Origin of the sequence: Streptomyces sp. AgN23, from assembly GCF_001598115.1 — a bacterium.
In the GTDB taxonomy this organism is placed as follows: domain Bacteria; phylum Actinomycetota; class Actinomycetes; order Streptomycetales; family Streptomycetaceae; genus Streptomyces; species Streptomyces antimycoticus.
The window spans coordinates 5,017,520-5,034,448 of record NZ_CP007153.1; the positions used below are offsets into that span (position 1 = coordinate 5,017,520).

Here is a 16,929-nt window from a genome sequence, read left to right on the forward strand (position 1 = left end):
GTGACCAACACCGGCACGCTGTCCCGCTACTGGATGTTCAGCGACGAGTACACACAGGACCCCTATCCCTTCCTCGCCCAGCTGCGCGCGGAACAGCCGGTGTGCCGGGTGGAGACCCCGGACGGGGTACGGGCCTGGGTGGTGAGCCGCTACGACGACGTCCGCGACGCGCTCTCCGACCCCCGGCTCGGCCGGGACATCGGCAAGCTCTACGCCGCGCTGGGCAAGCAGCTCGGCCAGGAGATCAAGCCCGCCGACGAGATCAGCAACCACCTCGCCAACTCCGATCCGCCGCGCCACACCCCGCTGCGCAAGGCGCTCACCTTCGCCTTCACCCCCAAGCGGGTCAGGGGGCTGCGCGACGGCTGGGAGAAGGTGGTCGACGACCTGCTCGACGAGATGGTCCGGACGGGCAACCGGGACCTGGTCTCCGGGCTCAACGAGCCGCTTCCGATCATCACCATCGCGCAGCTCATGGGCGTGCCCGACGCCGACTGGCCGCGGTTCCTGGTGTGGACGAACACCCTGCGCCGGGTGGACGCCAGCGATCCGACGGGCATCATCGCCGAGCACACCCGGCAGTTGTCGGACTACCTCAAGGCGCTGATCGCCACCAAACAGCGGACCCCGCAGGACGATCTGATCTCCGCGCTGGTCCACGCCGACGAGGACAAGCGGCTGACCGCCGCGGAGGCGCTGTCCACCGCGTTCGCCCTGATGACCGGCGGCAACGACACCACGACCAGCCTGCTCAACGGCTCCTTCGCGGCACTGCTCACCCATACCGGCGAGGCCGACAAGATCCGGGCCGACTGGAGTCTGCTGCCCAACGCGGTCGAGGAGCTGCTGCGGTTCACCAACCCGCTGATCAACTCCCTGCAGCGGGTCACGCTGGAGCCGGTCGAACTGTGCGGGGTGAAGATCCCCAAGGACGAGATCATCATCATTTCGCTGGCCGGGGCGAACCACGATCCGCACGCCTTCGCCGACCGTGCCGCGGAGCTGGACATCACCCGCCCCAAGCCCGCGCATGTGAGCTTCGGATATGGAATCCACTACTGCCTGGGCTCCCATATGTCCAAGGCGCTCACCGAGTTGGCGATTCGACGGGTCTATGAACGCTTTCCCGGCATCCGGCTGGCCGTGCACCCCTCGGAGGTGCGTTATCGGCCCGGACTGATGGTCCGCCCGATGATCGACCTGCCGGTGCGTTTCTGAAACGGCGCACAGCAGCGACACCGCCCGGGACCCGCCGTCAGCGCGCCCCGGGCGCTTTTCTTTCGCTTTCCGGAGGACTCATGGATTTCAGCCTGTTCTACTTCGCCAACAACGACACCGAGGAGCGCGACCGCTATCGGCTGCTGCTGGACGGCGCCCGGTTCGCCGATGACAACGGCTTCACCGCGGTGTGGACCCCCGAGCGCCACTTCCATCCGTTCGGCGGGCTCTACCCGAACCCCTCGGTGACCGGCGCCGCGGTGGCGGCGGTCACCAAACGGGTGGCGGTGCGCGCCGGAAGCGTCGTGGCGCCGCTGCACCATCCGATGCGGATCGCCGAGGAGTGGTCGGTCGTCGACAACCTGTCGGGTGGCCGGGCCGGGGTGGCACTCGCCTCGGGCTGGCACGCCGCGGACTTCGCGCTCCGCCCGGAGAACTACGAGACCCGCAAGTCCGGGCTGATGGAGACGGTCGACACCATCCGCCGGCTCTGGAAGCGGGAGAGCGTGTCCCTGACCGACGGGGCGGGCGAGACGGTGGAGCTGACCATGTTCCCGCCGCCCGTCCAGCCCGAACTGCCGATGTGGCTGACCAGCGGTGGCACCCCGGCGACGTTCACCCTGGCCGGTGAGAACGGGATGGGCATGCTGACCCATCTGCTCGGCCAGGAGGTCGACGTCCTCGCGCAGCGCATCGCCGAGTACCGCCGGGCGTACCGGGAGCACCAGGGCGCCTCGGCCGGGCAGGGGCATGTGGCCCTGATGGTGCACACCTTCGTCGGCACCGACCGCGACGCCGTGCGGGAGACCGTGCGCGAGCCGTTCTCCCGCTACCTGGCCAGCTCCTTCGACCTGCTGATCAAGGCGGCCGAGGCGGCGGGCGCCCAGGGCGCGGACATGTCCCGGGAGCTGAAGAGCATGGGCCCGGAGGACCGTCAGTTCCTCGTGGCCCAGGCGTTCGACCGGTACTTCGAGACCAGCGGGATGTTCGGCACCGTCGACGACTGCATGGCGATGCTCAAACAGCTCAAGGACGCGGGGGTGGACGAGGTCGCCTGTCTGGTGGACTTCGGTGTGCCGACCGATGTGGTGGTCGGCGGCTTCGAGCACCTGGCCCGCCTCCATGACACCTGGCGTGCGCGTCTGGGGAGCTGACCCGGCGGCGCTCCCCCGGCGGGGGCAGGCCGAAGCCCGGACGACCGCTCGGTCGTCCGGGCTTCGCTTCTCGGCGTCCCACGGCCGCGGGTCAGCGTGCGGCGGCCCGCTCGTAGGCCCGGTTGGCCAGCGGGACCACGACGGCCAGCAGGACCACCACCATGATCAGCGACGCCGCCACCGGATGCCGCAGCGGGAACGCCGGGTCGGCGCCGTTCCCCGTGGGGTTCCCCCACAGCTCGCGCATCCCGGTGGTCAGGGTGGTCACCGGGTTCCACTCGGCCACCGGACGCACCCAGCCCGGCAGGTTCTGGGCCGGGTAGAAGGTCGCCGACAGGAAGGTGAGCGGCATGGTGATCACCATGGCCACCGAGTTGACCGCCTGGGGATCGCGCAGCAGCAGTCCGATGAGCGAGCCGAGCCACGCCGTGGCGTAGCCGAGCAGCAGCAGAAGACCGAAGCCCGCGAGGGCCTTGAGCGGCCCGCCGTGGATGCGCCAGCCGATGAGCAGGCCGACGGAGAGCATCGCGAGACAGGAGATCGCGTTGAGCACCACATCGGAGAGGGTCCGGCCGAGCAGCACCGAGCCCTTGCCCATGGGCAGCGAACGGAACCGGTCCACCAGGCCGTTGGAGAGGTCCTCGGCCACCCCCACACCGGTGTTGATGACGCCGGCCAGCATCATCTGGGTGAAGATGCCCGCCATGATGTACTCGTGGTAGTCGCCCTCCGGCACGTTCATCGAACTGCCGAAGAGGTAGCCGAAGAGGAACACGAACATGATCGGCATCAGGGTGATGCTGAGGATCCGCTGCGGTGCCCGCTTCAGATGCCGTATGTGGCGGCCCGCCAGGGCGAGCGCGTCGCTCAGGACATAGGTGGTCATCGGCTCGTCGTCTCCAGTTCGGCCTCGGGTCCGGCTCCGGTCAGCTCCAGGAACACGTCGTCCAGCGAGGGGCGCCGAACGAGGAAGTCGACCACCTCCACCGAGGCCCCCTGGAGTTCCGACGCCGCCGCGGAGACACCGGCGATACCGGTCTCCAGCGCGACCGACACCCGCATCCCGCTCTCGTCGACGACCGGCGGGGCGGAGCCCCGTGCGGAGATCCGGGCCAGCGCGGCCCGGGCGGTCTCCACCATCTCGGTGGTCCGTACGGTGATCTCCAGCCGCTCGCCGCCGACCTTCTTCTTCAGCTCGTCGGGCGTGCCCTCCGCCGCCACCAGCCCCTTGTCGATCAGGGCGATGCGATGGGCGAGCTGGTCGGCCTCCTCCAGATACTGGGTGGTCAGCAGCACGGTGACCCCCTCGGCGACCTGTTTGCGCACCATGTCCCACAGCGCGTTCCGGCTGACCGGGTCCAGCCCCGTGGACGGCTCGTCCAGGAAGATCACCGGCGGGCTCCCGATCAGGCTGGCACCCAGGTCCAGCCTGCGGCGCATACCGCCCGAGTAGGTCTTGACGACCCGGTCGGCGGCGCCGGTGAGGTCGAACATCTCCAGCACCTCATCGGCGCGGGACCGGGCCCGCTTGCGGCCCAGGTGCAGCAGCGTGCCCATCAGCACCAGGTTCTCGCGGCCGGTCAACTCGCCGTCCAGCGCCGCGTACTGACCCGTCAGCCCGATGCTGCGGCGCACCTCGTGGGCCTGGCTCAGCACGTCGTGGCCCGCCACGGTCGCGGTGCCCTCATCGGGCTCGATCAGCGTCGACAGTATCCGCACCGTGGTCGTCTTGCCGGCGCCGTTGGGGCCCAGGAGCCCGTACACCGTGCCCGCCTCGACGGACAGGTCGATGCCGCCCAGCACCTCGTTGTCGCCGTAGCGCTTCCGCAGACCAGCCGCGGAGATTGCGATATCCATCAGACTCCTCTTCATCGGCCGGTACGCCGGTCCGGTCCGTCTCGCTCAGCCGAGCCGGACGGGCAGTGACTCCAGCCCCCGGGTCAGGTTCATCTCGCGGCGCAACTCCTTCGGCGCCACGGCCAGTTCGATCCGCGCGAAACGGTCGAGGAGCGCGCCGACGGCGATCTCGGTCTGCAGTCGTGCGAGGGGCGCGCCCATGCAGTGGTGGATGCCGTGGCCGAAGGCCAGCTGGCCGCCTGCCTCCCGGCGGATGTCGAACCGCTCGGGGTCCTCGAAGCGTTCGGGGTCGTGGTTGGCCGAGCCGAGCGAGACGATGACGAACTCGTCGGCCGGGACGCGGACACCGGCGATCTCCGCCGGTTCCGTGGTCACCGAGAGCGTGTTCAGGTGCAGCGAATTGTCGTAGCGGCAGAACTCCTCGACCGCGCCCCGCAGCAGCGACCGGTCCGCGCGCAGGGCGGCGAGCTGGTCGGGGTGGCGCAGCAGGGCGAGTATCCCGTTGCCGATCAGATGCGCGGTCGTCTCGTATCCGGCCACCAGGAGCTGGAAGACCATCGACACCAGCTCGTTCTCGCTGAGCCGGTCCTCGTCGTCCCGCGCCTGGATCAGCCCGCTGATCAGGTCGTCGGCCGGGGCGGCCCGCTTGGCGGCGATCAGCCCGGTGAGGTACTCCGCCATCTCGTCGGCGATGCGGTGCATCTCCTGCGGCTGGACGGCCACGGTCAGCGCGTTGGACCAGGCTCCGAAGGCGGCCTGGTCGGCCTCGGGCACGCCGATCATCTCGGAGATCACGGTGAGCGGCAGCGGGAAGGCGAACACCTTCAGCAGATCCACCTCGCCCTGCCCGGCGACGTCGTCGAGCAGAGCGCCGACCGTGTGCTCGATCCGCGGCCGGAGCGCCTGGATCTGCCGTGCGGTGAACGCCTTGGCCACCAGCTTGCGCAGCCGGGTGTGGTGGGGCGGGTCCATGCCCAGCATGTGCTCCACCAGCATCCGCTGTCCGGGCGACTTCGCGGCGGGCTGCTCGACGGGGTCGACGCCCGCGTGCTTGGCGGCCAGCCGGGCACAGCGCTCGGGGTCCTTGTGCAGGTTCGGATCGGTCAGCGCGGCGCGCGCCGCCTCATGGCGGAGCACCAGCCACATCGGTGCCCCGCCGAGCACCACCCGCGCCACCGGGGCCTGCTCGCGGAGCCGGGCGTACACCGGGTACGGGTCGCGGATGAAGTCCTCACCCAGCAGCTCCGGTGTCCGGCTGGTCTCCTCGGCCATGTGTCGGGTCCTCTCAATCGGCCCGGGACGCATGTCGCGGACGCGGTGGGTGAACGACGTCTCCGACCCGTTGATAGCAGTGTTTTCCGCGCTTCCCCGGCGCACTTCAAGGATTTCTATCGAGTTCCCGCGGAGGGTTTCCCGGTGGTCATCCGGACGGAGGAGAGAGCGAAGGGGGGCTCCACCCGACGGCCTGTTGGATTGCCTCCGCGGGAGGAGCCGGGCGCGGGGAGCCCCATGCCATGATCCTGTCAGTCCCCCGCATCCGCGGTGCGCCGCAAAGCGTTCAAATGAAGAGAATCGAATAAGCCGTTGCCAGGGTCCGCCGACCGTCTTCGCGATCATCGTCGACCGTCCGAAAAGAGGCGATTGACGCGGTCGGCGGGCCTTCTTGGCGGTCCGCTCTCCGCCGCCTTCCGCAAAAATGCCGCACCCGCGTCTTTCCGGCTATAGAAGAATTCTTGGCGGCCCATGGCGACGCTCCCCCGGGCCGGTAGCGTGCGATTCCACGAGTTGCACACACACGTGTGGCGAGGCAATCGTCGGATGGGGAGCATCGTGACCGCGTATGACGTCGAGTACATCGAGATCTACACCAGCGATCAGCGGAAAACCACGGACTATTTCGTGTCCAGCATGGGTTTCCAGGAAAAGGCCCGGTGCCGGACCGGAGCGCTGGATTCGATACTCCTCCGCCAGCAGGACATCCAGCTCGTCATCACCTCGGGAGCGGGCACGGCCGACTTCCTGGCGGCGCACGGTGACGGCATCGCCGACATCGCCTTCGCCTGCGAGGACCCCCTCGCGGCCCGGGAGGGCGCCCTGGCCGCCGGGGCCCGCGATCTGACCTCCGGCAACCCGGCCGGTCCCGCCGTCTCCGGCTTCGGCGCCGTCCGCCACACCCTCCTCAAGCGCTCCGCGGGCCGCCCGCACGCGCTGCCCCCGGGCCGGGACTGGATCGCCTCGCCCGAGCGCGCCGCCCAGGACGGCACCACGACCGAACTGCGGCTGCTCGACCACATCGCGGTCTGCCTGGAGGGCGGCACCCTGCACGACACGGTCCGCTACTACATCGACGGATTCGGCTTCGAGGAGTACTCCAGCGAATACGTCGCCGTCGGCGAACAGGCCATGGACTCCATCGTGGTGCGCAGCCCCTCGGCCGGGATCACCTTCACCATCATCGAGCCCGACAGCACCAAGAAGCCGGGCCAGATCGACGAATTCCTGGAGCGCAACGGCGGCCCGGGGGTGCAGCACCTGGCGTTCCTCGTGGACGAGATCATCCCGGCCGTTCTGGAATTCGAGAGCCGGGGCGTCGAGTTCCTGCAGACGCCCGGCACCTACTACGACGCCCTCGCCGAGCGGATCGACAACCTCGACGAGGCGATCGCCGATCTGCGCAAGACCAATGTGCTCGCCGACCGCGACGAGTGGGGCTACCTGCTGCAGCTCTTCACCCGCTCGCCCTACGAGCGGCGCACCCTGTTCTTCGAACTCATCCAGCGCCACGGGGCCCAGGGCTTCGGAAGCTCCAACATCCGCGCGCTGTACGAGGCCGTCGAGCGCGCCCGGGCGGCCACCTCGTGACCGGCCGCACGGCCCCCTCCGGCGGCTCCCGGCCGCCGCTGTCCCTCGAGGAGTACGCCGAGCGGGCGCGCACCCGACTGGACCCGGCGGTCTGGGACTTCATCGAGGGCGGGGCCGGGGAGGAACGGACGCTCGCCGCCAACCTGGCGGCGTTCGACCGCATCCGGCTGAGCCCCCGGGTCCTGACCGGGACGGGTGAGTGCGACCCGTCCACCACGATCCTGGGACGCCGGTGGGGGGCGCCGGTGGCCGTGGCGCCCATGGCCTACCACACGCTGATGCACCCCGAGGGCGAGACGGCCACCGCGCGGGCCGCGGGCGCGGCCGGCCTCCCGCTCGTGGTGAGCACCTTCGCCGGGCGGACCTATCGGGAGATCGCCGCGGCCGCCGCCTCGCCCCTGTGGCTCCAGGTCTACTGCTTCCGCGACCGCGACACGACCCGTCGGCTCATCGAGCACGCGGCGGCCGCGGGCTTCGAGGCCCTGGTCCTGACCGTCGACACACCGCGGCTCGGCCGCCGGCTGCGCGACCTGCGCAACGACTTCCGGCTGCCTCCGCATATCGTGCCCGCCAACCTGCCCGCGGACCAGGCCGATTACTCGTCCCCGTCCGAGCACGGCCGCACCGGCCTCGACCCCTCGCTCGACTGGTCGGTCATCGCCTGGCTGCGCTCGGTCAGCCAACTGCCCGTACTGGTCAAGGGCGTCATGACCGCCGAGGACGCCCGGCGCGCGATCGACGCCGGTGTGGACGGCATCGTGGTCTCCAACCACGGCGGACGGCAGCTGGACGGGGCACCGGCCACCCTGGACGTGCTCGCCCCGGTCGCCGCCGCCGTGGACGGCCGCTGCCCCCTGCTCCTGGACGGCGGCGTCCGCCGCGGCCGGGACGTCCTCGGCGCTCTCGCCCTGGGGGCGGACGCCGTGCTGCTGGGCCGCCCGGTGCTGCACGGGCTGGCCGTGGCGGGCGGCGACGGCGCGGCGGGCGTCCTGGACCTGGTCCTCGAGGAGCTGTCGGAGGCCATGACGCTGACCGGCACCGCCACCGTCGCCGACGCGGACGCCTCGCTGCTGACCGGGGAGGCTCCGCACCGCGGCGTGACGGACGCGGCGCTGCCGGCCGTGCCCGGGAACACCGCCGCGACCGGGCTGCGCAAGCAGGACCTGCACCGCAGCGTGTCCGACCCGGTGCTGGACACCATGAACTTCCTGAACGAGATCACCGGCCGCTTCCCGGACGTGGTCTCCTTCGCCCCCGGAAGGCCGTACGAGGAGTTCTTCGACAAGGACGAGATCCTCGATCACATCCGCCGCTACCTCGACCACCTGGCCGCGGACGGCGCCTCGGATCACGCCATCCGCACCGCGCTGTACCAGTACGGCCCGACCGCGGGCCAGATCCGCGGACTGATCCGCGACTCGCTCCGCGCCGACGAGGGCATCGACACCGCGCCGGAGGCGATCGTGGTGACGGTGGGCGCCCAGGAGGGGATGCTGCTGACCCTGCGCGCGCTCTTCGCGGACCCCGCGGACGTCCTGCTGGTCGCCAGCCCCTGCTACGTGGGCATCACCGGAGCCGCCAGTCTGCTGCAGGTGCCCGTGCACCCCGTCGAGGAGCGGGCCGACGGTCTGGACGTGGCCGATGTGGAGGCCGCCGTCCTCGCCGAGCGAGCCCGGGGCCGCCGCCCACGCGCCTTCTACGTGGTGCCGGACCATTCGAACCCGTCGGGCAACACCATGTCCCGGCGCGCCCGCGAGGAGTTGCTGGAGCTGGCCGCCCGGCACGATCTGCTCATCCTCGAGGACAGCCCGTACCGGCTGGTCAGCCCCGGCGTCCAGTTGCCCACCCTGAAGTCGATGGACCCTGCGCGACGGGTGATCCACCTCGGGTCGTACGCGAAGTCGGTCTTCCCCAGCGCCCGCGTCGGATTCGTCGTGGCGGACCAGCCCGTGCGGGATCCGTCGGGGGCCGAGACACTGCTCGCCGACGAACTCGCCAAGATCAAGAGCATGGTGACGGTGAACACCCCGGCGCTGAGCCAGGCGGCCGTCGCCGGTGCCCTGCTGGCCTGCGGCGGCCGGCTCACCGAACGCAACGCGGTGCCCGCCAAGCACTACGGCGAGGCGCTCCGCGTCACCCTGGAGCAACTGGACCGCCACTTCCCCGAAGACGTCCGCGACCGGCTCGGCATCGGCTGGAACCGGCCCAGCGGCGGCTTCTTCCTCACCGTCCGGGTGCCGTTCCCCGCCGACAACGCCGCGCTGCTGCGCTCGGCCGAGGACCACGGCGTCATCTGGACCCCGATGGCCTACTTCTACCCGGGCCCCGGCGGCGAGCGGTCGATCCGGCTCTCCTTCAGCTATCTGAGCCCCGCGGAGATCGAGGAGGGCATCGGGCGGTTCGCCGCCTTCCTCCGGGCGGAGATCGAGCGCTCCGGCGCCACCGGACCCACACCGGGACGTGACACATGAGAACCGCCGTCGTCGTCGGAACCGGGCTGATCGGCACGTCCATCGCCCTCGCCCTGAGCCGCCGGGGCGTCCTGGTGTACCTGGACGACGCCGACACCACGGCCGCCAGGACCGCCGAGGCCCTGGGGGCCGGTTCGCTGGAGATGCCCGCCGGGCAGGTGGACCTCGCCGTCCTGGCGGTGCCGCCCGCGAGCATCGGCACCGTGCTGGCCCGCTGTCAGCGGGACGGGCTGGCACACACCTACACCGATGTGGCCAGCGTCAAGGTGCGGCCGCACGAGGAGGTCCGCGCGGCCGGCGGCGATCCGTCCCGCTACATCGGCGGACATCCGCTGGCCGGCGCCGAGCGCTCCGGGCCGCTGGCGGCCCGCGCCGACCTCTTCGAGGGCCGCCCCTGGGTGCTGACCCCCTCGCCCCTCACCGACCGCTCGGCCCTCAACCGGGGGCTGGAGCTGGTCTCGCTGTGCGGTGGCGTCCCCGTCCTGATGGACACCGACGCCCACGACCGCGCCGTCGCCCTGACCTCGCATGCCCCGCATCTGGTCGCCTCGATGATGGCGGCCCGGCTGGAGCACGCCGAGGCCGAGCACATCCGGGTGTCGGGACAGGGACTACGGGACGTCACCCGCATCGCGGCGGGCGAACCCGCCCTGTGGAGCGACATCCTGACCGCGAACGCCGACGCGGTGGCCGACGTCCTCGACGGCTTCGCCAAGGACCTGGAGCGGCTGATCGCCGTCCTGCGGGCGCTGCCCGGCGCGGAGTCCGAGGCGCGCCGGGCGGCCGCCGCCGATCTCCAGGAGCTGCTGCGGCGCGGCAATCGGGGCCACGCCCGCGTACCGCACAAACAGCGTTCGCAGCCCGCCGAGTACGTGGCGATCCCGGTGGCCGTCCCGGACCAGCCAGGAGCGCTGGCCCGGCTGTTCTCCACCGTCGGGGAAGCCGGGGTCAACATCGAGGACGTGCGCATCGAGCACTCCCTCGACCAGCCGAGCGGCCTGGTCGAACTCCTCGTGGAATCGACCTCCGTCGCGGGCGTACGGCGGGTGCTGGACGCCAACGGCTGGACCATGCGGGAAAAGCCCCTGCTGGTCGGCGAGGGCTGAGGAATCCGGACCGGCTCCGCCCAGGAGCCGGTCCACGGATGTGCCCGCCGGGTGTCACGTACCGCCTCGGCCGGGGTTCGCCCCGGCCCCGGACGCGCCCCGGATGCTAGAACGTGTCGTGGGTGCCGGGCCGGCGTATCGCCGTGTAGAGGGCGCGCAGCATGAGGATCGCGCTGACCGCGAGCACCTGATAGCCGAGCAGCGGGAACAGCTCCACCTCCGCGGTGACCTGGGGCCCGCGCCCGGTGCCGAACACCACCAGGACCACCCCCATCAGCCCCGTGCAGGCCGCCAGCAGCGTGACCGTCAACTGGTGGATCAGCCCGGAGACAAAGCGCCGCTCCCGCTCGTCGGCGAGCACCCGCACCCGGACTGTGAACCGCCCCTCCTCCAGCGACGCGCTGATCCGCTCCGCCCTCCGGGGCAGCCGCCGCAGCATCGGCAACGCGGACAGGAACTCATGGGCCGCGCCCCGCGCCAGGGACGAGAACCCGGACGCCATCCCCGCGCCCTCCTCTTCGCTCCCCGTGCCCGTGGCACGGAAACGCAGCCGGTCGGTGAGGAGGTCCACGGCAATCGCCCGGGCCTCGTCGATCATGTTGAAGTCGGGGCTGACCCGGCCCAGGGTGCCCTCGATGGTCGCCAGGGCCCGGAAGACGGCGGCCACCTCCGGCGGCACGGCCAGTCCGAACCGGGCGAGCAGCTGGAACAGCGCGGTGAACATCTCGGTGTCCGGCCGCGCCCCCGCCCCCAGGTGCTGGGCCATGAACTGCCCCAGCTCACGCTCCAGCAGCAGCGAGTTGAGCATGAGGTCCTCGCTCCTGGTGGCCCTCGTGCCGAGCAGGGCCATCAGCGCGTCGTGCAGCCCGGCCCGGTCGCCGCGGTCCACGGCCACCAGCATCTCCTGCAGGGCATGGCGCACGGACGGGTCGATACGGCCCACCGAGCCGAAGTCGAGCAGGCCGATCCGCCCGTCGTCGAGCAGCAGCACATTGCCCGGATGCGGATCGGCGTGGAAGACCCCGGCCCGCAGAATCTGGTGAAGCATGGAGGCGAAGGCGGTCCGGGCGATCTGGCGGCGGTCCAGCCCCTTGCGGTCCGCGACGGCCGCGGCGCGGTCGAAGGTGACCCCCTCCAGCCACTCCTGGACCAGCACCCTGGCCGTGGTGAACTCCTCGTACACCCGGGGCACGCGCACCAGGGCGTCCGCCTCGTACCCGTCGCAGGACTCCGCCACCACCGCGGCGTTGTTGGCCTCGATCCGGAAGTCCAGCTCCTCCCGCACCGACGTGGCGAAGCCGTCGCCCAGATCCCGCAGCCCCATGGCGTGGGAGGACCGGGACCGCTGCTGGAGGCTGCGGGTGATCGCGACGACGATGTCCAGGTCGCGCTCGACCCGCTCGCGGATCCCCGGGCGCTGGACCTTGACCACGACCACCGGGCCCCCGGTCAGCTTGGCGCGGTGGACCTGGGCGATGGAGGCGGCGGCGAGCGGGATCTGCTCGATCCACTCGAAGGCGTCGTCCACCGGCCTGCCCAGCTCCTCACGCAGCAGCGCCGCCACGTCCCCCCACGGCGCGGGCGGCACATCGCTCTGCAGACGGCTGAGCTCGTCGATGAAGTGCGGGGGCAGCAGATCGCGCCGGGTGGACAGCAGCTGGCCAAGTTTGATGAAGGCCCCGCCGCACTCCTCCAGCGCCAGCCGCAGCCCCCTGGCCATCCGCTCGCCGAACTCGCCGGGCCGCAGGGCCCTCTCCAGACTGTGCCGACTGCGCAGCGGACGGCTCAGGCCGTGGCGCATGAAGATCCGGCTGATCTGCGAATAGCGGCGGGTGCGCCGCAGCCGGCTGCGCATCGCGCGCCACAGCCGCATGGGTATGGCCCAGCTGCCGCGCGGCAGAAAGACCTCGGCCAGCACCAGGGCGGCCATCGCGGCGAGGACGGACACCCCGACCTGGACCCCGTACAGCACGCCCATGCTCTGCTGGTCGTGCATGGTCGGCTTGAAGGCGAGCATCGCGCCCAGCCCGACCAGACCGGCGCCGAGGGCGCGCAGCGGGCCCACCCGGATGCCGAGCAGCCGGCCGGAGATCGCCGAGACGCCGAAGACGAAGACGCCCAGCGACGACACCGCGATCAGCACGATCAGCAGCCCGAAGGACAGGTCGTCGATGCTGGTGGTAGCCAGCCAGGTCATGGCACGTTCCCCCGTGTGCGATGAAGAGGGTGTCAACACTAGTCCGGATCGTCCTTCTCGGACCGCGGCTGCCCGGATGTCACGCGGCAACCCGCCGGACACACACCACGGGGCCCGACGTCAGGATGTCGGGCCCCGTGGCACGGGAGGACGTGGCGTGCGTCAGCCCATCGCCTCGATCAGGCTCTTGGGCCGCATGTCGGTCCAGTTCTCGTTGATGTAGTCCAGGCACGCCTGGCGGTTGTCCTGGCCGTGGACGACGGTCCAGCCCGCGGGTACCTCCGCGAAGGCCGGCCACAGCGAGTGCTGCTGCTCGTCGTTGACCAGCACGTAGTAGCTGCCGTTCTCGTCCTCGAAGGGGTTGCTCATGGCGTGATCGCCTTTCTGACAGGTCTATCGGGTCGACGATGGTCTATGAGGGTCGTTCTGCGTACGTCCGGTCAGCCGCAGCCACCGGCGTGCCCGGCGTCACCGGCCGGGACGAGCAGGGCGGGCTCGATCCCGCGGTCGTTCTCCCGCCGTTCGACAACGGCGGTCCGGGTCTTGGCACGGACGCTCGCGACGAATCCCGAGAGCCGGTCCAGCCCCCAGAACTTGTCGTGCCGGTGGATGAAGAACGGCACTCCGAACACTCCGTCGCGGTCCACCGCCCGCAGCGCCTCGATGCCCCGCCGGCGGATCTCCGGATCGTCGGCCGCACCGGACAACGCATCGGGGTCCAGGTCCAGTTCATGGCCGATCGCGGCCATGGTGGCGCGTTCGGAGATGTCGATACCGTTCTCCCAGCGGGCCCGGTACACGGCGTCGATGAAGTCCCGCCCGCGGCCGGCGTCCTCGGCGACCAGATAGGCGAGATGGGAGACGTCCCAGTTGGGAGCGGTGTCGATCGGCCAGACCATCCGCAGGCCGCGCTCGACGGCCGCCCGCTTGACGTCCTGCAGGATGTAGAAGTGCTTCTCCTTCGACATCGCGACATAGGGAAGGTGGATCCCGGCGTCGGCCAGCATGCCCTCGCTCACCTCGTCCGGCTCCCAGTACGGGCGCCATTCGATCGCGTCCGCCACATCGGGGGCGTTCTCGGTGAGTTCACGGTAGGCGAGCCAGGAATAGGGGCTGCGGAGTGAGAAATACCAGCGCGGTGGCTTGACGGCCAACGGAACCTCCTGGGTTCGGGGCGAAGCTAGATGGTGATGCCGCCGTCGATCTGGACGACGGAGCCCGTGACATAGGCCGCACGGTCCGAGACGAGGTACGACACGAGGTCGGCGACCTCATCGGCCCGCCCCAGCCGCCCGAGCGGCACCGACTCCAGTGCCTTGTCCTTCACCTGGCCGGTGAGCACGGACGTCATATCGGTGTCGATGAACCCCGGGGCGACGACATTGGCGCGGATTCCGTACCGTCCGACCTCCTTGGCCAGGGCCCGGGAGAAGCCGATGATCCCGGCCTTGGAGGCCGAGTAGTTGGACTGGGTGGCGTTGCCGTGCACACCGGCGACCGAGGAGATGTTGACGATCACCCCGCTCTTCCGCTTCATCATGCCGAACACCACGGAGCGGCAGACGTGGTAGACCCCGTCGAGGTTGACGTCCAGCACGTCATGCCATTCGTCGTCCTTCATCAGCAGCAGGGGATTGTCACGGGTGATCCCGGCGGCGGTCACGGCCGCGTCGATCGGGCCGAGGGTCTGCTCGGTCTCGGCGACCAGCGCACGCACCGCCTCGGCGTCACGGACGTCGAGCTTGCGGCTGAGCACCCGGGCCCCGGTCTCCGTGACCTCCTTCTCCAGTTCCAGGGCGGCCGCCTCGTTCGACTGGTAGCAGAAGGCGACATCGAAGCCGTCCCGTGCCAGACGCACCACCGTGGCCCGGCCGATTCCCCGTGAACCGCCGGTGATCAGCGCCACCCGGGATGCGTTCTCTGCCATTGGTTCTCCAAAGCGATTCGGCCGGCCGCATGGGGCCGGAGGTCTGTTGCCAGGGGTCAGGCGAGGGCGGGGGCCGGGTCGCCGGGCCGCAGCTCCGCCGCCGGGCGGAAGGCCAGCACCGCGAGACCGACGGTCAGAGCGGGCTCACCGGCCACCGTGGAACCGCCCTCGATGAGCACGGTGTCGTCCACCACCCGGGTGATGGACGCCCGGTGTTCCAGTACGTCCCCCGGCAGCACCGGCCGGTGGTACTCGACGCCGGACACGCTGCCGAAGAGCATGACCTGGCCCTCGAGCACATCGGGATCCGGTGACTCCCAGGTGGCCAGCAGCCCGGCCGACTGGCACCAGGACTCCAGCAGCAGCACCCGCGGATAGGCGTAGGCCGCCGCCGGCGCGTCCGGTCCGAGCCCCTGGTACCAGGGCTCATTGCAGGTCACGGCCTTCACGGCGGTCACCCGCTCCCCCGGGACCACGTCGGTCACCCGGTCCAGCAGCAGCATCGGGAACCGGTGCGGCAGCACCTTTCTGATCTCCAACTGGCCGATCATCACGCCTCCTCGGCCGTGAACCGCAGTCTGACCTGCGCGGCGGGCCCGCGCTCGGTGGCCACCTTGGCGGCGCACTTCCACGCCCCGGACCCGCCGGTCCACACCAGGTCCACCGCCAGCCGGTCGCCCGGGAAGACCGGGCTGAGGAACCGCGTGCTCTCCACGGCCACCAGCTCCAGACCGGCCGAGCCCGGCGGCGGGGTGCGCAGACCGCTGAGGTGCACGCACTCGATCACGCAGACCCCGGGGAAGATGGGGAAGCCCGGGTAGTGCCCGGGGAAGACCGCCTCGTCCTCGCCCACCGTGACGGCCGTCGCCGCACGCACCTTGCCCCGGTCGTCGGCGGCGGCCGGACGGACGACCTCCACCCGCGCGGCGACCGGACTGCTCGGCCGGGTGTCCGGCGTTCCGGTGGTCCCGATGATCCCGGCGGCCCCGGTCATCGCGGCCCGGCCAGACGCAACAGGGCGCAGCCGACCGCGCCGTCACGGTCGACGGAGGTCACCAGCGCCACCCGGCCGGCGGCCTCGGGGGTGGTCTCGGCGTGCACCAGCACTCCGGCGATCTGGAACGCCGCCGCCGCGGCGCCGGTGTCCCCGATGAGCGCGGCCTGGGTGAGGTGGACCAGGTCCGCCCCCTCGGCGGCCTCCGCCACGGCGGCCCGCTCCTGCTCCCCGGACGGGCCGGGCGCCTCGCTGGTGGAGACCGCCCAGATCTCCTCCGGGCGCACCTCCGCACGGTCCAGGGCCCGGCGCAGACAGGCCGCCAGCGCGGGGCGGACCCCGCCGTCCAGGGCGATGCCCATCTCCACCGCGAGGATCTCCGCCAGCACCGGCTGCTCGGCGTCGCCCCGCGCGTCGGGGCCGCGCTGCTCCACCAGCAGCAGTCCGCAGCCCTCACCGGGCAGTTGCGCGGGCCCCTCGGTGCCCGGCTGGTGGGCGTGGCGCTCCAGCCAGGAGCGGGCGTGCGAGAACTCCTCGACCGCGCCGCACAGTACGGTCCTGGCCCGGCCGAAGGTGAGCAGCCGGCGCGCGTAGTTGAGGGCGTACAGCCCCGCCGCGTGGCCACCGGCGATCGTGGTGTTCGGCCCCTTGAGCTGGTGCCAGATCGCGCTCTGCCCCGCGGCGCAGTTCATCACGGCGTTGGGAAAGCGCGCCGGGTCCACCAGATACGGCTTCTCCCCGGTGAGCGAGTCCCGGGTGAAGTCCATCTGGCTCTGCACACTGCCGGTGGTGGTGCCCAGGACGAGGGCGGCGTCCTCGCCGGTGGCCACCCACCGGTTGCGCGGCGCGTCGTCGAGCAGCCGGGCGACGGTGGTGACCGCGAGGCCGGTCACCCGGTCCATCGAGCGGACCCCCTTCTTCCCGAGCACCGTGCGCAGGTCGAAGTCGGGCACCAGACAGGCGCGGTCCCCGGCCGCCTGCCACCGCTCGTCATCGAGCGGGGCCGCCGCGGGCCGGCGCTCCCTGATCCCCTCGGTGAAGGCCGCGCGGCCGATCCCGAAGGGCGATACCGCCGACCAGGCCGTGATGACCGGTCGATTCACAAGAGCTGTGCCGCCACTCATGTCTGCTCCGTCGCTCGTC

At 71.2% G+C, this 16,929-nt stretch carries 15 protein-coding genes; 5 read left to right on the top strand and 10 right to left on the bottom strand.

Translation table 11 applies throughout. The features are described from left to right. Both AS97_RS21395 and AS97_RS21400 read left to right on the top strand, forming a co-directional pair. Nucleotides 1–1,218 (top strand): cytochrome P450, encoded by a 1,218-nt coding sequence (locus AS97_RS21395; RefSeq protein ID WP_059142747.1) that lies wholly within the window; start codon nucleotides 1–3, stop codon nucleotides 1,216–1,218. An 80-nt stretch (nucleotides 1,219–1,298) separates the two neighbouring features. Then, a complete protein-coding gene (locus tag AS97_RS21400; protein WP_059142748.1) occupies nucleotides 1,299–2,372 on the top strand; it encodes an LLM class flavin-dependent oxidoreductase in 1,074 nt (357 codons plus the stop codon). Between the two features lie 91 nt (nucleotides 2,373–2,463). Here the strand turns inward: AS97_RS21400 and AS97_RS21405 are convergent, their stop codons facing one another. Genes AS97_RS21405 through AS97_RS21415 form a run of 3 tightly spaced genes read right to left on the bottom strand, consistent with a single transcriptional unit; the run spans nucleotide 2,464 to nucleotide 5,501 of the window. Beyond that, a complete protein-coding gene (locus AS97_RS21405) occupies nucleotides 2,464–3,258 on the bottom strand; it encodes an ABC transporter permease (RefSeq protein ID WP_059142749.1) in 795 nt (264 codons plus the stop codon). Beyond that, nucleotides 3,255–4,229: an ATP-binding cassette domain-containing protein gene (locus AS97_RS21410; protein WP_079059209.1), complete on the bottom strand. Its 975-nt coding sequence runs from the start codon at nucleotides 4,227–4,229 to the stop codon at nucleotides 3,255–3,257. The genes AS97_RS21405 and AS97_RS21410 overlap by 4 nt, the downstream gene beginning before the upstream one ends. Nucleotides 4,230–4,274: 45 nt before the next feature. Next, nucleotides 4,275–5,501: a cytochrome P450 gene (locus AS97_RS21415; protein ID WP_210565473.1), complete on the bottom strand. Its 1,227-nt coding sequence runs from the start codon at nucleotides 5,499–5,501 to the stop codon at nucleotides 4,275–4,277. Between the two features lie 558 nt (nucleotides 5,502–6,059). On the opposite strand from AS97_RS21415, the gene hppD reads away from it, so the two are divergent. Genes hppD through AS97_RS21430 form a run of 3 tightly spaced genes read left to right on the top strand, consistent with a single transcriptional unit; the run spans nucleotide 6,060 to nucleotide 10,668 of the window. Further along, complete coding sequence (hppD, locus tag AS97_RS21420; RefSeq protein WP_236670106.1) at nucleotides 6,060–7,091, top strand: 4-hydroxyphenylpyruvate dioxygenase; 1,032 nt, start codon at nucleotides 6,060–6,062, stop codon at nucleotides 7,089–7,091. Continuing rightward, on the top strand, nucleotides 7,088–9,562 hold the full coding sequence (locus AS97_RS21425; protein ID WP_086710109.1) for an aminotransferase class I/II-fold pyridoxal phosphate-dependent enzyme: 2,475 nt from the start codon (nucleotides 7,088–7,090) through the stop codon (nucleotides 9,560–9,562). Before hppD ends, AS97_RS21425 begins: the two co-directional genes overlap by 4 nt. Beyond that, complete coding sequence (locus AS97_RS21430; protein ID WP_059142753.1) at nucleotides 9,559–10,668, top strand: prephenate dehydrogenase; 1,110 nt, start codon at nucleotides 9,559–9,561, stop codon at nucleotides 10,666–10,668. Before AS97_RS21425 ends, AS97_RS21430 begins: the two co-directional genes overlap by 4 nt. A 106-nt stretch (nucleotides 10,669–10,774) precedes the next feature. Here the strand turns inward: AS97_RS21430 and AS97_RS21435 are convergent, their stop codons facing one another. The 7 genes from AS97_RS21435 to AS97_RS21465 form a co-directional block, all read right to left on the bottom strand. Further along, nucleotides 10,775–12,865: an AarF/UbiB family protein gene (locus AS97_RS21435; protein ID WP_059142754.1), complete on the bottom strand. Its 2,091-nt coding sequence runs from the start codon at nucleotides 12,863–12,865 to the stop codon at nucleotides 10,775–10,777. Nucleotides 12,866–13,027: 162 nt separating this feature from the next. After that, nucleotides 13,028–13,234: an MbtH family protein gene (locus AS97_RS21440; RefSeq protein ID WP_044573519.1), complete on the bottom strand. Its 207-nt coding sequence runs from the start codon at nucleotides 13,232–13,234 to the stop codon at nucleotides 13,028–13,030. A 71-nt stretch (nucleotides 13,235–13,305) separates the two neighbouring features. Continuing rightward, the gene (locus AS97_RS21445) at nucleotides 13,306–14,019 is read right to left on the bottom strand and encodes a DsbA family protein (protein WP_210565474.1); all 714 of its coding nucleotides are present in this window, start codon (nucleotides 14,017–14,019) and stop codon (nucleotides 13,306–13,308) included. 26 nt (nucleotides 14,020–14,045) lie between these two features. Beyond that, nucleotides 14,046–14,792, bottom strand: coding sequence for a 3-oxoacyl-[acyl-carrier-protein] reductase (gene fabG, locus AS97_RS21450; protein WP_086710106.1), 747 nt, complete (start codon nucleotides 14,790–14,792; stop codon nucleotides 14,046–14,048). A gap of 56 nt (nucleotides 14,793–14,848) precedes the next feature. Further along, nucleotides 14,849–15,343 carry a beta-hydroxyacyl-ACP dehydratase gene (locus AS97_RS21455; RefSeq protein WP_059142757.1) on the bottom strand — a complete coding sequence of 165 codons (495 nt, stop codon included), beginning with the start codon at nucleotides 15,341–15,343 and terminating at the stop codon, nucleotides 14,849–14,851. Then, on the bottom strand, nucleotides 15,343–15,786 hold the full coding sequence (locus AS97_RS21460; protein WP_063804836.1) for a hypothetical protein: 444 nt from the start codon (nucleotides 15,784–15,786) through the stop codon (nucleotides 15,343–15,345). Before AS97_RS21460 ends, AS97_RS21455 begins: the two co-directional genes overlap by 1 nt. Next, complete coding sequence (locus tag AS97_RS21465) at nucleotides 15,783–16,910, bottom strand: beta-ketoacyl synthase N-terminal-like domain-containing protein (protein ID WP_059142759.1); 1,128 nt, start codon at nucleotides 16,908–16,910, stop codon at nucleotides 15,783–15,785. Before AS97_RS21465 ends, AS97_RS21460 begins: the two co-directional genes overlap by 4 nt. Nucleotides 16,911–16,929: the final 19 nt, after the last annotated feature.